The 14,845-nt window shown below is 73.6% G+C and carries 10 protein-coding genes; 1 reads left to right on the plus strand and 9 read right to left on the minus strand.

Features of this window, described 5'->3' with window-relative positions:
- Positions 1 to 6: 6 nt before the first annotated feature.
- From recQ to ACFY8W_RS26405, 7 genes are all read right to left on the minus strand, one after another.
- Positions 7 to 2,058 carry a DNA helicase RecQ gene (recQ, locus tag ACFY8W_RS26375; protein WP_391109946.1) on the minus strand — a complete coding sequence of 684 codons (2,052 nt, stop codon included), beginning with the start codon at positions 2,056 to 2,058 and terminating at the stop codon, positions 7 to 9.
- A gap of 121 nt (positions 2,059 to 2,179) precedes the next feature.
- Complete coding sequence (locus ACFY8W_RS26380; protein ID WP_391109949.1) at positions 2,180 to 2,833, minus strand: hypothetical protein; 654 nt, start codon at positions 2,831 to 2,833, stop codon at positions 2,180 to 2,182.
- Complete coding sequence (locus tag ACFY8W_RS26385) at positions 2,830 to 4,158, minus strand: SidA/IucD/PvdA family monooxygenase (protein WP_391109951.1); 1,329 nt, start codon at positions 4,156 to 4,158, stop codon at positions 2,830 to 2,832. Before ACFY8W_RS26385 ends, ACFY8W_RS26380 begins: the two co-directional genes overlap by 4 nt.
- Entirely contained in the window at positions 4,155 to 4,757 is a 603-nt protein-coding gene (locus tag ACFY8W_RS26390) for a GNAT family N-acetyltransferase (RefSeq protein ID WP_391109954.1), read from the minus strand. Before ACFY8W_RS26390 ends, ACFY8W_RS26385 begins: the two co-directional genes overlap by 4 nt.
- A complete protein-coding gene (locus ACFY8W_RS26395) occupies positions 4,754 to 6,538 on the minus strand; it encodes an IucA/IucC family protein (RefSeq protein ID WP_391109957.1) in 1,785 nt (594 codons plus the stop codon). Before ACFY8W_RS26395 ends, ACFY8W_RS26390 begins: the two co-directional genes overlap by 4 nt.
- Positions 6,535 to 8,073: an aminotransferase class V-fold PLP-dependent enzyme gene (locus ACFY8W_RS26400; RefSeq protein ID WP_391109960.1), complete on the minus strand. Its 1,539-nt coding sequence runs from the start codon at positions 8,071 to 8,073 to the stop codon at positions 6,535 to 6,537. The genes ACFY8W_RS26395 and ACFY8W_RS26400 overlap by 4 nt, the downstream gene beginning before the upstream one ends.
- Before the next feature lie 12 nt (positions 8,074 to 8,085).
- Complete coding sequence (locus ACFY8W_RS26405; RefSeq protein WP_391109963.1) at positions 8,086 to 9,906, minus strand: IucA/IucC family protein; 1,821 nt, start codon at positions 9,904 to 9,906, stop codon at positions 8,086 to 8,088.
- A gap of 190 nt (positions 9,907 to 10,096) precedes the next feature.
- Between ACFY8W_RS26405 and ACFY8W_RS26410 the strand changes: the two genes are divergently transcribed.
- Positions 10,097 to 11,626, plus strand: coding sequence for an MFS transporter (locus tag ACFY8W_RS26410; protein WP_391109966.1), 1,530 nt, complete (start codon positions 10,097 to 10,099; stop codon positions 11,624 to 11,626).
- 47 nt (positions 11,627 to 11,673) lie between these two features.
- Here the strand turns inward: ACFY8W_RS26410 and ACFY8W_RS26415 are convergent, their stop codons facing one another.
- The gene (locus tag ACFY8W_RS26415; protein WP_391109969.1) at positions 11,674 to 13,755 is read right to left on the minus strand and encodes an iron chelate uptake ABC transporter family permease subunit; all 2,082 of its coding nucleotides are present in this window, start codon (positions 13,753 to 13,755) and stop codon (positions 11,674 to 11,676) included.
- Positions 13,755 to 14,750, minus strand: coding sequence for an ABC transporter substrate-binding protein (locus ACFY8W_RS26420; RefSeq protein WP_391109972.1), 996 nt, complete (start codon positions 14,748 to 14,750; stop codon positions 13,755 to 13,757). The genes ACFY8W_RS26415 and ACFY8W_RS26420 overlap by 1 nt, the downstream gene beginning before the upstream one ends.
- Positions 14,751 to 14,845 lie beyond the last annotated feature (95 nt).

The raw sequence follows: 14,845 nt of genomic DNA on the forward strand, positions 1-14,845 counted from the left end.
GCCCGGCTACTCCCAGTCGTCCCAGGGCGGCTCGGTCTCGTCGAAGTCGAACGGCGGCTCCTCGTCGTGCTGCGGCGGACGGGCCGCCGCAGCCGACGGCGCCGGGGCCGCAGCCCGGGCCGACGGCACGGGCACGGATGGCGAGCCGGAGTCGGAGGCCGACCCGGAGTCGGAGTCGGACGAGGTGCCGGTGTCGCCGCCCGCGTACTCCGCCAGGGCGTCCAGGACGCCCTCGCCGTACTTGGCCAGCTTGGCCTCACCGACACCGCCGACCGTGCCCAGCTCCTCGACCGTGGTGGGGAGCCGGGTCGCGATCTCCCGCAGCGTGGCGTCGTGGAACACGACGTACGCCGGGACGCCCTGCTCGCGGGCGGTCGCGGCCCGCCAGGCGCGCAGGGCCTCGAACACCGGCACCGCGGCGGCCGGCAGGTCGACCGGGACCCGGGCGCCCTTCCCGGAGCGCGCGGCGGACCCGGACTCCTTGCGGGAGGCGCGGGCCGGTGCCGTCTCCTTGCGCATCGGGACCTGGCGGCGGCCGCCGAGGACCTCGCCGCTGCCGTCCGTCAGGACGAGCGTCCCGTAGTCGCCCTCCACGGCGAGCAGCCCCAGCGCGAGCAGCCGGCGCACCACGCCCCGCCACTCCGCCGTGGACAGGTCGGCCCCGATCCCGAACACCGACAGCTGGTCGTGGTCGAACTGGATGACCTTCGCCGTCTTCTTGCCCTGCAGGATGTCGATGATCTGTCCGGCGCCGAACTTCTGGCGCCGTTCCCTGGCGAGCCGCCACACGGTGGACAGCAGTTTCTGCGCCGCGACCGTGCCGTCCCAGGACTCGGCGGGGGTCAGGCACGTGTCGCAGTTGCCGCACGGCTCGGCGGACTGCCCGAAGTAGGCGAGGAGCCGGACGCGCCGGCAGTCGACCGTCTCGCACAGGGCGAGCATCGCGTCCAGGTGTGCGGCCAGCGAGCGGCGGTGCGTCTCGTCGCCCTCGGAGCCTTCGATGAGCTTGCGCTGCTGGACCACGTCCTGCAGTCCGTACGCGAGCCAGGCCGTCGCCGGCTCGCCGTCGCGCCCGGCGCGGCCGGTCTCCTGGTAGTAGCCCTCGACGGACTTCGGCAGGTCCAGGTGGGCCACGAAGCGCACGTCCGGCTTGTCGATGCCCATGCCGAAGGCGATCGTGGCGACCACCACGACCCCGTCCTCCCGCAGGAAGCGCGCCTGGTTGGCCGCACGGGCCGCGGCGTCCATGCCTGCGTGGTAGGGCACGGCGTCGATGCCCTGCTCCACCAGGAAGGCCGCGGTCTTCTCCACCGAGGACCGGGACAGGCAGTAGACGACTCCGGCGTCCCCTTCGTGCTCGGTGCGGATCAGTTCGAGGAGCTGCTTGAGCGGGTTGTTCTTCGGGACGATGCGGTACTGGATGTTCGGGCGGTCGAAGCTGGCGACGAAGTGCCGGGCGTCCGTCAGGCCGAGACGCCCCGCGATCTCGGCGTGGGTGGCCTCGGTGGCCGTGGCGGTCAGCGCGATCCGGGGCACCTTGGGCCAGCGCTCGTGCAGCATCGACAGCGCCAGGTAGTCGGGCCGGAAGTCGTGGCCCCACTGGGCGACGCAGTGCGCCTCGTCGATCGCGAAGAGCGACACCTTGCCCCGGTCGAGCAGCCGCTGGGTGCCCTCTGTGCGCAGCCGCTCGGGCGCCAGGTAGAGGAGGTCCAGCTCGTCGGCGAGGAAGGCCTGCTCGACCGCCTGCCGCTCGTACGGGTCCTGGGTCGAGTTGAGGAAGCCGGCCCGCACGCCGAGGGCCGTGAGCGCGTCCACCTGGTCCTGCATGAGCGCGATGAGCGGCGAGATCACGACGCCGGTGCCTTCTCTGACCAGCGCCGGGATCTGGTAGCACAGCGACTTGCCGCCGCCGGTCGGCATGAGCACGAGAGCGTCGCCGCCTGCGACGACCTGCTCGATGATCTCCTTCTGCTCGCCGCGGAAGGAGCCGTAACCGAAGACGCGGTGCAGCACCTGCAAGGCGTCTGAGGTATCCGGGGAAGCGTCGGTGAGGGCCATTCGAAAAGCCTATCCGCCCCCGCCGACACCCTTCGCCCACCGGCCCGAACCTGTGGACAACTCCGATGCCCGCTGTCTGCCGACGGCTGCCTGCCGACCGCTGCCTGCCGACCGCTTCCCGCTACCGAGCCGGATCCCCGTCGGCCTCCGCCGGGGGTTCCAGCCGGATCAGCCGGTAGCGCCCCTCCCACCGCTGCGCCCGCCGGCGCCGTGCGGTCCTCTTGCGCAGCCGGGCCCGGTTTCCCTCCTTGCGCGCCGCGTCCATCCAGTCCGCGAAGGCCGGGTCGCGTCTGCGGCGCGCGTACACCGTGGCGGTGGCGATCCCCACCCTGGCCGAGGCCCCCGTCACGGTGTCGCCCTCGCTCAGGGACTGCAGGAACAGTCGGGTCCGGGCCGGCGTCATCCGTGAGCGCGGCACCCCGGCTGAGGCGTCGGACAGGGCGCGGACGGCGTCGAGCGCGGCGCGGAACACGGCGTCCTCGCTCCGCCAGAGGCTGAGGGAGCTCTCGGGGACGTCGACCGCCCGGGCCGACGCGGCGAGCGTCATGCCGAGGGCGACGCACCGCAGGACCTCGGCCCGCTGCCGGACCGCCTCCGCCTCCCGGGTGTAGGGGTCGCGCCCGGTGAGGGCGACCGCCAGGGCGCTGTCCGTGGCGGCCGCTGCCTCCAGGGCCTGAGGGGCGAGTCCGTACCGGGCGGCCGCCTCCCCGGGGTCGTGTCCCGCCCGCAGGCATTCGACGACCCCGTCGCGCACCCGCGGCGGGAGCGCGGTCATCGGCCGTGCGACGACGTCTGCCCGGGCGCTTCGAAGCTGGTGAAGGCGCTTCTCTTCGGCAGGCGGTAGGTCTCCCTCCCGGTGACGGCGTTCAGGATGGTGGCGTTGCGTACGGCGCCGATGTCGAGGTTCGGGGTCGAGACGCCGTAGGCGTGCAGCTCGGCGTTGGCCACGAAGATCCGGCCGGTCACGCCGTCGGCGAGCTCGACGGAGTGGTCGGCGCGGACCACGGGCCTTCCCTTGGCGTCGCGCCGGATCAGCTTCTCGACCGGGCCGAGGAAGGCCGGCGGACGCGAACGGTAGCCGGTCGCCGCGACCACGAGGTCGGTGACGTGGTCGAAGGCCTCGCCCGTGTCGAGGTGACGGCAGCCGAGCACGGTGCGGCCGGCGGGGTCGACGGCGGCGGTCTCGACGGCGGTGCCGAAGCGGAGCTCGACGTCGCGGAGGCCGGATTCCAGCTGGCGGCGGTAGAGCAGTTCGTGGATCTCCTCCAGGGTGTCCGTGGAGATGCCCTTGTAGAACTGCCACTGTTCGCCGACCAGCCGGTCGCGTACGTCCTCGGGGAGCGAGTGGAAGTACCGCATGTACGCGGGGGTCGTCAGCTCCAGGTTCATCTTGGTGTAGTCCAGCGGCGCCCAGGAGCCGGTGCGGGTGAGCCAGCTGACCGCGGGACCGCCGTCGAGGTTGCGGGTCAGCAGGTCGACGGCGACCTCGGCGCCCGACTGGCCGGATCCGACCACGGTGACCCGTTGCGCCCGCTTCACGTCGCCGGAGCGGTAGAGGTAGTCGGCGGTGTGCAGGACCCGGTCGCCGGGCAGCCCGGCGAGCGCGTCGGGGAGGTGCGGCGCGGTGCCGATGCCGATGACGAGATGGCGGGCGTGCATGCGTACGGCGGTGCCGTCACCGCGGACCACGCGCACGGTGAACCGTTCCTCGTCGCCGTTCCAGTCGACCTCCTCGACCCGGTGGGAGAAGCGCACGGACGGCAGCTTCCCTGCGGCCCAGCGCAGGTAGTCCTCGTACTCACGGCGTGAGGGGAAGAAGTTCTCCCGCACGGTGAAGGTGTACAGCCGGTCCCTGTCGTGCAGGTACGCCAGGAACGACAGGGGGTGCCAGGGGGCGACCAGGGTGACGAGGTCGGCGAGGAAGTTCACCTGCATCGACGCGTCGCCGAACATCATGCCGCGGTGCCAGGTGAACTCGGGGCGCTCGTCGAGAACGACCAGGTCCAGGTCGTCCACGGTGGAGGCGAGGGCGGCGAGTCCCAGGTTGAAGGGTCCGCAGCCGATGGCGACCACGTCGTGTCCGGTGGGGCTGTCGCTCATCGGGGCAGGTCCCCTTCCGTGCGCGGGTGGATCATGAGGGCGGCGGTCTTGTCGGGGAAGCCGACCTTGCCGGCGGGTCGGAAGCCGGCGGCTTCGAAGGCCCGCAGCGAGGGCGCGTTGTCCACGTCCGGCTCGGCGACCACACGGACGCAGGCCGGGTCTGCGGCGAGCAGTCCTTCGGCGAGGGCGCGCAGCAGGGTCCGGCCGAGGCCCTTCCCGGTCCGTGCCTGCTCGCCGATGGCGATGTGGACGCCGAGGTCGTGCGGCAACCGTGGGTAGTGTCCGGCGAGCCGGTCGCGTAAGACCCGGTAGACCTCGATGTAGGCCAGCGGCCGGCCGTCGAGGTCGACGAGCACGGGCAGGACCGCGTCGCCGGCGAGGTGGCCGGCGATCTCCTCGTACCAGCGTTCGCGCGGCCACGCCTGGTGCCAGAACGCGTCGATGTGCGGGGACTGCATCCAGCCGTGCACGAGGTCCAGGTCGGCGCCTTCGGCCCGGGCGACGCGTGCGGACCAGCGGCCGTGGAGGAGCGGGAGCGGCGGTCCGGGAATCGTGACGTCGTCGGGTGTCCGCTCCGCCGTGGGGTCCACCGTGGTCATGAGGCTGCCTCCTGCAGGGGGTTGGGGGCGTCGAGGTAGACGGACTGGGCGTCGAGCGGGGCGAGGACCTCGTCGATGCCGTGCAGCCGGGTGAACAGGTTCCCCTTGCAGGGCAGGGTGTCGGCGGTGAGCCAGCGGCGGGCGAGCCGGTCGCCGTCGGGGCCGGCCACGGCCAGGGCGGGCAGCGCGGCCCGCAGCCGGGCGGCGAGGACGGCGAGCAGATCGCGCTCGTCGGCCAGGCCGTCGACGGCGAGGCAGCCGACGACGGAGAGGGCCTGGTTGCGCAGCAGGTAGTACGAGAGCCGGTCGTCGACCAGGGCGTCGTCGACGACGGCGAGGGTGGAGGAGTCGGCGCCGAGCCGCTTGAGCAGGCCGGGGAGGTGGGAGCTGGCCAGGTAGTAGCCCTGGTTGTCGCGGAAGGTGCTGCCGGTGACCCGGCCCCGCTCGTCGAGGCGGACGAGGGTGTTCTGCTGGTGGGCCTCCAGGCCGATGCCGGTGGCGGCGTACAGGTGCAGCATGGGGACGAGGACGTGGTCGGTGTAGTCGGCCGTCCACTGTTCGGCCGCGTCGGGGCCGAGGCCGGCGACGAGGTCGCCGAGTGCGCTGCGGCCGAGGCCGGGGCGCGGGGCGACGAGGCCCACCAGGCAGCGCAGGGAGTCGATGTCCCGGGGCACCTCGCGTACGGCGACGTCGAGGCCGGTGACGTCCGGGCCTTCGGCGCGGTCCGGTTCGTCGACGGCGATCCAGGCGGGGTCGCGGGTGATGGCGAAGCCGGGGTGGGCGGCGAAGGTGTCGGCCGCGTATCCGGCGTCGAGGAGACGGTTGATCTCCAGGCCGCGGCGCAGTTCGGTACGGGTGGACTCGCGGCGGGAGTTGGTGAGCCGCAGTCCGAGGGAGAGCTTGAGCATCACGTCGGCGTCGGGCCGGTAGACCGTGCGGACGCTGGACGTCGGCCACCAGGCGGGGCCTAGTTCGCCGAGCGGGGTGAGGGCGCCGGAGGCGACGAGGGCCTTGATGCGGGGGCGGTGCAGCAGGTCCCTGGCCTGCCAGGGGTGGGCGGGGACGAGTATCCGGCCGTCGTCGCGTCGCTGTCCGGCGAGGTCGGCGAGGAGTGCGACGGTGTCGCGGCCGGCCAGGGAGGGCGCGCCCTCGACGGCGTCGTGGGAGACGACCGCGGGGTCGGCGGCGAACCAGTGCAGCCGGAAGGAGCCGCGGAGTTCGGGCGAGTAGGCGGCGGCCTCGTGGTCGGAGATGCCGTCGCGGCTCTTGGGTGCGGGGTGGTTCAGGTGGCCGAGCAGCAGGGCCTGTTCGGCGTCGAGGAAGCCGTCCACGCCGGGCGGCGGTTCGGGGCGGGTGCGGCGGTCGGCGATGAACGTGGCGACGCGGCGTACGGATTCGGCAGTGCGCTCCACCAGGTCGGCGGCCTCGCCCGCGGGGACTCCGCCGGGGCGGCTGCCGCCGCGTGCCGCGGCCTCGGCGGAGAGCAGGGCGACGGCGGTGACCGGGTCGGCGGTCTCGCCGAGCGGGCCGCCGGGGCCCTCCAGGCGGGTGGGGCCGAAGCGGTGCCAGCCGGTGGGCGAGCGGTGGGTGACCTCGGTGACGAGGGTCAGTCCGGTGGTGGGCAGGTCGACCCGGAGCGGGCCGGGGGTGACGGGCGTGCCGGTCTCGCGCAGCCAGCAGCGGAGCAGCGCTTCGATGTGGGCGTGTTCGGAGGCGCCGCGGGCGTCCCGTTCGTGCAGGGGGTCGGCCTTGGTGGTTGCCGCCGTGGTGGTGGTGCTCATGCGGCGTTCTCCTTGATGAGTCGTTCGCAGGTGCGGCCGGCGTCGAGGACGGCGTCCACGAGGCCGTCGATGTCGTCGGTGGTGGCGGTGGGGTTGAGCAGGGTGAACTTCAGGCACACCTGGCGCGGTGCGCCGGGTCCGGCGGCGGTGACCTCGGTACGTCCGATGAGGGCGGTGCCGGTTTCCAGGAGGCGTCGGCGCAGTGCGCCGTTGACGTCGTCGGAGGCGGTCGGGTCGGCGCAGCGGTAGCGGAAGACGACGGTGGTGAGTTCGGCCGGCGAGACCAGTTCGAGTGCGGGTTCGGCGAGGATGCGGCGCTCGGCGTGCCGGGCGAGGTCGTGGCAGGTGTCGATCAGGTGGCCCATGCCGGTGCGGCCGTACGTGAGGAGGGTGGCGGCGGCCTTCACGGCGTCCGGGCGGCGGGTGGTCTGGAGACTGCGGCCGAGCAGTCCGTCGTAGCCGGCCTCGGAGTCGTCGGTGGGGTTGAGGTAGGCCACCTCGCGGTCGAGCGCGGTGAACGCGGTGGTGTCGGAGACGAGGAGCACGCTGGCGGCGGCGGGCTGCCAGCCGGTCTTGTGCAGGTCGAGCGTGATCGAGTCGGCCAGTTCCAGGCCCGCGAGGCGGCCGGCGAGGCGCTCGGAGAAGAGCGCGCCGAAGCCGTAGGCGGCGTCGACGTGCATCCACATGCCGTGTCCGGCGGCGATCTCGGCGATCTGCGGGAGCGGGTCGACGGAACCGAAGTCCGTGGTGCCCGCGGTGGCGACGACGGCGACGGCCGTCCGGTCGGGGCCGAGCGCGTCGAGGGCGGCGCGCAGCGCGTCGGGCCGCATGCGGCGCCGGTCGTCGACCGGCAGGGGCTGCACGGCGGCTTCTCCCAGGCCGAGGGCGGCGCAGGCCCGGTGGGTGGAGAAGTGGGCGAGTTCGGAGCAGAACACGACCGGTCCGGGCAGTGCCGCCACGCCCTGTTCGCGGGCGTCGATGCCGCGCCGGTGGGCAGCGGCGTCACGGGCGAGCAGCAGGCCCATGAGGTTGGACAGGGAGCCGCCGGGGGTGAGGACGCCGTCGGCGCGCTCGCCGAGGCCGGCGAGTCGGGTGAGGACGCCGATGAGCCAGCGTTCGACGGCGATGGCCGAGGGGCCGGAGTCGTACGTGTCGAGCGAGGCGTTGCCGGCGTTCGCGAGGACGTCGGCGGCGACGGCGACCGTCAGCGCGGGGGGCTGGAGGTGGGCGGCGGAACGGGGGTGGGACAGGTCGATGCCGTGCTCGACGAGCACGGTGGCCAGGAGGCCGAGGGCGGCCTCGGCGCCGAGGCCCTCGGCGGGCAGCTCGGCCGGGCCGAGTGCGCGCGAGGCGGCGGCGAGGACCTCGGCGGGGGTGCCGGCCGGGAGGGGGCCGTCGGGGCGTCGGGCGTTCGCCGCGGCGTCGACGGCGCCGGTCAGCGCGGTGAGGACGTCGGCGAGTCCGGTGCGGGAGCCGGCGAGCGGGGACGGGGTGCGGCCGGACCGTGCGGGTCGCGTGCGGGTCAGGGGCGTCACGGCAGGTACTCCTCAGCCTTCGGCGAGCGGGTTGGGGTGCGTGCCGTTCGGGAACAGCGCGTGGCGCAGGGCGCGGTCGCCGTAGCGGGTGACGACGATGCGGTCGCGGTTCAGGCCGTACCGGGGGATCTCGGGGGTCAGCAGGTCGTACTCGGCGAATCGCCCGGCGAGTTCGGGGAAGCGCTTCCGGAACTGCTGCTGGAAGTCGAGGACCGTCTGCCGCACGAGCCGCCAGAAGGTCCGCTCCGGTACGCCGAGCTGCTCGGCGCAGAGCGGCGCGAGGTAGCGGAAGTGGCCGACGAAGACCTGGTCGACGACGTGCTGCTTGATGATCGACGGGTGCTTGCGGGGCAGGACGTGGTCGTGTCCGTCCGGCTCGGGGCCGCGTTCGGGTACGTCGGTGAAGGAGACGCACACGTCGTCGACGAAGTCCTTGAGGAAGAGGCGGACCGGTACGTCGTGGGCGTCGTAGCCGATGAGGGTGTTCTGGCCGTGCGGGTTGAAGGTGACGCCGTAGCGGTAGAGCACGTGCATGACCGGCACGAGGAGCGTGTCGAAGAGGCGGCGCAGCCAGTCCTGCGGGTCGAGGCCGGAGGCGCGGACGAGTTCGGCGACGAAGGCGTTGCCCGCGCTGTCGACGTGCAGGAGCGAGGCGAAGGTGCGGACGTGCTCGTCGGGGTCCTTGCGCGCGGAGACCGATTCGCGCCAGATGCAGCCGAGGGCCTCCAGGTGCTGGTAGGGCGCCTGGTCGAGGGTGGAGAGGTAGGGGTGGCGCACGGTCACGGAGGCGACCTCGCCGAGGAACACGGTGCGGCGTTCCTCGGAGAGGAAGGCGTCGCGCTCCACGAGGCCGCGCAGCCACTGGGTGACGACCGGGGCGCCCATGGTGCAGTGCGGCGGGATGCCGCGCCAGACGAGGGTGTTGAGGATCTTCAGCGGGAGTTTGACGTCGTGGCGGGAGGGCGCGGTGACGTTGGCCATGGTGCGGATGGACTGGCCGGGCAGGTAGTCGTCGGGGCTGTCGCCGAGCGGGATGATGCGGCGCTGCGCGACGTCGGCGGCGTGCAGGGTCTGGACGGCGTGGTCCCACTGCCAGGGGTGCACGGGCATCCACACGTAGGCCTGGGGGTCGACGCCGGCCCGTTCCAGGACCGCGGTGAAGCGGCTGCGGGTCCCGTCGTCCAGCTCCGCTGACAGGATGCCGGTTTCGGACAGTTCGGAGGTGCCGCGGAATTCGGCGAGGCCACGGTGGACGGCGACCCACAGGAGCTTCAGCGACTGGGCCGACTCGGGGGCGTACTGCCGTACGTCGGTGGCGGAGAAGCCGATCCGGCCCTTGTTGGCGACGAGGAGGTTGTGCCCGGTCATGCGGCACTCCAGCTCCGAGTGGCCCAGTGCGCGCAGCTCGGCGACCGACTCGCCGCCGTGCGTGAGGCGGGCGGCGTCGACGGCGAGGGTGGCCGAGAGCTCGGTGAAGTAGGTGGCGATCGTGGAGGGGTCGCTGTCGATCGTGGAGGCCGCCTCCATCAGGAACTGCAGGGCGTCCCAGGCGGGTTGGGCGATCGAGTTGCCGAGCATGCTGGTGGCGGTGCGGGTGACCGAGTCGGGGTCGACGCGCAGCCAGCCGAAGGCGCCGGGCTCGGCGCGGAAGGCGTAGGTGGTGCCGCTGTCCAGGTCGATCCGGTAGCCGCCGTCCTCGGTGCCGGTCGCCTTGAGCATGTCTTCGAAGCACCACTCGCCCAGGGCTTTGGCGAGCAGGCGACGGTTGGCCTCCCGCCAGGCCGCGGGATCCACGTCGGGCAGGACGGGCACGGGATGGTCGGTCGGGGTCATCAGGCGGCTCCGGATTCTGTCTGGATTCGGTTCGCTCGGACGCCTGGACGCCCAAGCGGGCGTTACATTAGGTTAGGCTTACCTAATGAGCAAGGTCAACTTTCAGACACAGAAGGCCAGTTGCCGACCGCCGTAACCTGACCGGTGCGCGGACGGCCCGCTCTCGAACCGCATACGGAGGTGTTCGGACGTGCCCTCCCGACGGCACAGCCCGCGATGGACGTTCGCGCTCGTGAGCGCCGGCGGCGTCATGATGACCCTGGACGTGACCGTGGTGAACGTCGCGCTCCCGGACATCGCCCGCGATCTGGAATCCGGCCTCGGCCGGGTGCAGTGGACGGTGTCGGCGTACTCGCTGGCCTTCGGGGCGCTGCTGCTCACCGCGGGCGCGCTCTCCGACCGCATCGGCCGACGAGCCGTCTTCGTGGCCGGAATGGGCCTGTTCACCCTCGCGTCCGCCGCGTGCGGTCTGGCCCCTGACGCCGGCACCCTCATCGCCGCCCGGGCCGCCCAGGGGCTCGGGGGGTCCATGGTGTTCGCCCCGACCCTCGCGCTGGTCGCCGCCGCGTACGAGGGTGCCCGACGCCAGGCGGCGATCGCCTCGTACGCGCTCGTCGCCTCGGCCGCCGGCGCGCTCGGGCCCATCGTCGGCGGCGTGTTCGTCGAGGCACTGGGCTGGCGCTGGATCTTCCTGGTCAACGTCCCCATCGGCGTCCTGGTCGTGGCCGGTGCGCTGGCCCGCATGCCCGGATCCGCCGCTCCCGGATCCGCCGCTCCCGGGGACACCGGGCGGCGGGTCGACGTGCTGGGCGCGGTGCTCGCGGTCGGCTTCCTCCTGGCGCTGCACTATCCGCTGGTCACCGGCCCCGAGGCCGGCTGGACGGCACCGGAGGTGCTGGCCTCCGCGGCCGCCTGCGTGCTGCTCGCCGCGGCCCTGGTCGCCGGCCAGCGCCGCGGGGGCGGACTGATCGACGTCACGCTGCTGCGGATCCGGGCCCTCTCGGGCGCCGCGCTGCTCGGCTTCCTCGCCCGGCTGTCCAGCCTGGGCATGCTCGCCTTCCTCACCCTGTGGCTGCAGAGCACCCGCGCCTACTCGCCGCTCCAGGCGGGTCTGCTCCTGCTGCCCCTGACGGGCAGTCTGCTCGTCGCGGGCATGTTCGTGAACAGGCTGCAGAAGGCGTACGCGCCCGACGTCCTGGTGGCCCGGGGCTTCGCCGCGCAGGGTCTCGGACTCCTCTGCCTCGCCGCGGCCGGGGCGGGCGCGGGCCATGCGGTCATGGTCACCGGTCTGGTGCTGCTCGGCATCGGAGGAGCCGTCATCTTCCCGCCGCTGATGGGCGTCGCGGTGGGCACCGTGCCCACCGAGCGGGCCGGGATGGCGTCCGGTCTCACGAACGCCTGCTACCCGCTCGGCACCGCGACCGGAGTGGCCGTCTTCGGCGCCGTGTTCTCCGCCCGCCTGGACAGCGGGATCGGCGGGGGCCCCGCGGGCGCCGGGCCGCTGCGGGAGGCCGTGGAGACCGGACGGTTCGACCTCCTCGCCCCTGCCCTGCGCCCCCTGGCCCGCTCCGCCTTCTCCGGCGCCTTCACGGCCGTGTGCCTGGCCGCCGCCCTCGTCTGCCTCCTGGGCGTGGTCGCCGCCCGCACGCTCAGGCCCGTGCCGGCCTCCGCGGGCGCCCTCGCGGAACGCCCGCGGACCCGGGCGCCCCAGCCCTCCTGACGTACGGGCCCTCCCGGCGCACGGCCGCCGGGCGGGCTTCCCGCGGATCAGACGTCGCGGCTCCTGCGCAGGAGCCAGACGAGGTACGGGGTGCCGACCAGGGCCGTGACGATGCCCACCGGGATCTCCGTCGGGGCGAGCAGCCAGCGGCCCAGGGCGTCCGAGGAGACGACGAGGACGGCTCCGAGGACGGCGGCCATCGGCACCATGCGGGCGGTGCTGTTACCGACGACGCGCCGGGCCAGGTGGGGCGCGACGAGGCCGACGAAGCCGACGGCGCCGACGGCCGCCGCCGTTCCCGCGGCGAGGACGGCGCCCGCGCCGAGGACGAGCAGCCGCGCCCGCCCGAGGTCGAGTCCGAGGGCACGCGGCAGCTCCTCGCCGAGGGAGAGGAGGTTCACCGGACGGGCCGCGACCACCAGCAGCACGGCGACGAGGGCGGGCAGGGCGAGCCAGCCCAGGGCCGAGAAGTCCCGGCCGTACGTGCTGCCCGCGAGCCAGCCGAGGGCGGCCGAGATGTTCATCTGCGCGCCCACCACCATGATGTTGACCAGCGCCATCGAGGTGGCGGCCGCGCCGATGCCGACGAGCACCACCCGGGTCGGGTCGATCCCGGACCGGCCGCCGCCACGGGTGCCCCTGGCCACGAGGAGCACCAGGAGCAGCATGAGCACGCCGCCGGTCCCGGCCGCGGCGGGCAGGGCGACGAGCGGCGCCGACGGGACGAGCAGGATGACCGTGACGGCGCCGAGGGACGCCCCGCCGGTCACGCCGACCAGGCCCGGTTCGGCCAGCGGATTGCGTACGACCGCCTGCACGGCGGCACCGGCGACGGCCAGGCACGCACCGGCGAGGGCGGCGACCAGGATGCGCGGCAGCCGGAAGGACACCACGGCCTCGGTGATCTGCTCGGCGGAGCCGGTCAGCGCGGCCCCGAGCTGGCTCCAGCTGACGGGCACGTCGCCGAGGCGCAGCGACACGGCCATCGCGACGGCCAGGGCGACGAGGCCACCGCCGAGCGCGACGGCGTATCCGGGGGCGCGGCGCCGGTCGGAGACCACCACGGCGGCGCCGGTGTCGGCGTCGCCGGTGCTCACCCGCCGGGCCAGGGCCATGAAGACCGGCCCGCCGATGAGCGCCGTGACCACGCCGACCGGGATCTCGGCGGGCTGGGTCGCGGACGGCGTCACGATCAGCTGGGCGGCGGCGTCGGCGCCGAGGACGAGTGCGGAGGCGAGCAGGGCCGCCATCGGGACCAGCAGGGCGTGCCGCCGCATGCCCAACTGCCGCACGATGACGGGGCCGATGAGACCGACGAAGCCGATCGGGCCGGCGAGCGAGACGGCCGACGCGGACAGCAGGACGGCGAGCAGGAAGGCGGCGGGGCGGATCCGCTCGACCCGTACGCCCATCGCCTGCGCGGTCTCGTCGCCGAGCGCGAGCAGGTCCAGCGGGCGGGCCAGGAACGGGGCGGCCAGCGCGCCGACGAGGACGACGGCGCCGAGGGTGAGCGGCCGTTCCAGGCCGGACTGGAGCAGGGTTCCGTTGCCCCAGAAGAACAGCCCCCGGGTGGCCTGCACGTCGAGCATCTGCAGGAACTCGGCGGCCGAGGTGGCGGCCAGGGCGACGGTCGCCCCGGCGAGCAGCACCCGGCCGGGCGTCAGCACTCCCCCGCTGGTGAGCAGGTAGACCAGACCGACCGCGAGCAGTCCGCCGAGGAAGGCGGCGCCGCCGGCGGGCACCGGGCCGAGGCTCACGCCGGTGAAGGCCACGAGGACCACGGCGAAGTACGCTCCGGCGTTCACGCCGAGCGTGTCGGGCGCCGCCAGCGGGTTGCGGGTCGCGCCCTGGACGAGGACGCCGGAGACGCCGAGCGCGACGCCGACGACGAGACCGGTCAGGGTGCGCGGCAGGCGGCTGCCGACGAGCACGTCCTCGGTGCGGGCGTCGCCGTGGCCGAGCAGCAGGTCCAGGATGTCGCCGATGCCGACGCCGGAGACGCCGAGGCCGAGGTGGACCACCACGACCGCGGCGAGGACCAGGGACAGGGCGCCGCCCACGAGCAGGGCCCGTGGGCGGCGGCCGGGGATTCCGGCCGGGGCGGCGGCCGTCAGTCCTTCCGAGGCCATCAGACCTTCAGGGCCTTGCCGGTCTCGTCCAGGATGTGCTGCGCGGACAGCGGCCCGCCGAAGAGCCAGGTGCCCGGGTCGAGCGGCAGCGCCTTGTCGTCCTTGACGAAGGGCAGGCCCTTCCACACCGCGTTGCCGGCGAGGTCGCCGGTGAACGGGTTGTCGTTGTCGGCGGCGACGTACAGGAAGGTGGCGTCCTTCTCCACCTGCGTCAGCCCCTCGACGCCGACGGTGGTCATCCCCCACGCGTCGGACTGGCCCTTCCAGCCGTTCTTCAGCCCGGCGAGGTTGAGCACCTGCGGGGCGATGGCGTCGTCGGTGAGCATCCGGATCGATGCGGCGCCGTTGGCGGTGAAGCCCTGCGCCAGGGCGTACTTCAGGCCGCCCTTGCCCGCCTTGTCGAGCCGGCCCTTGAGGTCGGCGGCCTTGGCGTCGATCTGCGCGTTCACCTCGGCGGCCTTGTCCTCCTTGCCGACCGCCTTCGCCAGCTCGGTGAAGTTCTTCTTCATCGTGGCGAGCTGGGGCTTGGTGGTGTACGTGAAGGACAGCACCGGGGCGATGGCCTGGAGCTGCTTCAGGTTGGCCTTGGAACGGTCGTTGTCGATGACGATGAGGTCGGGGCGGAGCGCCTTGATCTTCTCCAGGCTGGGCTCGTTGCGGCTGCCGACGTCGGTGACCCGGTCCGGCAGGGCCGCGCCCTTGGCGGTGATCCAGGTGCCGTAGCCCTTGTTGTCGGCGTTGCCGACGGGGGTGACGCCGACGGCGACGAGTTCCTCGGCGTACGTCCACTCCAGGGTGACGACCTTCACGGCGGGCTTGTCCAGCGAGACCTTGCCCTGCGCGGTGTCGACGGTGATCGTGGCGCCGGTGGTCGTGTCCCCCGTCTTCTTCCCGTCGTTCGTCTCGCCCACGGTGCCGCCCCCGCAGCCGGCGGCGGTCAGCACGAGGGCCGCGGTGGCACCGCCCGTGGCGAGGGCGCGCAGCATTTTCTGCATGGTGAATCTCTCCTTGTGTACAGGCTGTACAGACGGTGCGGACAGAGCGGACCCCGCTGTCGGCGGGGCGCCGGGAGGTACGTCGTCGGGTGCGG

The sequence above is a fragment of the Streptomyces sp. NPDC012637 genome (assembly GCF_042954805.1).
Classification (GTDB): Bacteria; Actinomycetota; Actinomycetes; order Streptomycetales; family Streptomycetaceae; genus Streptomyces.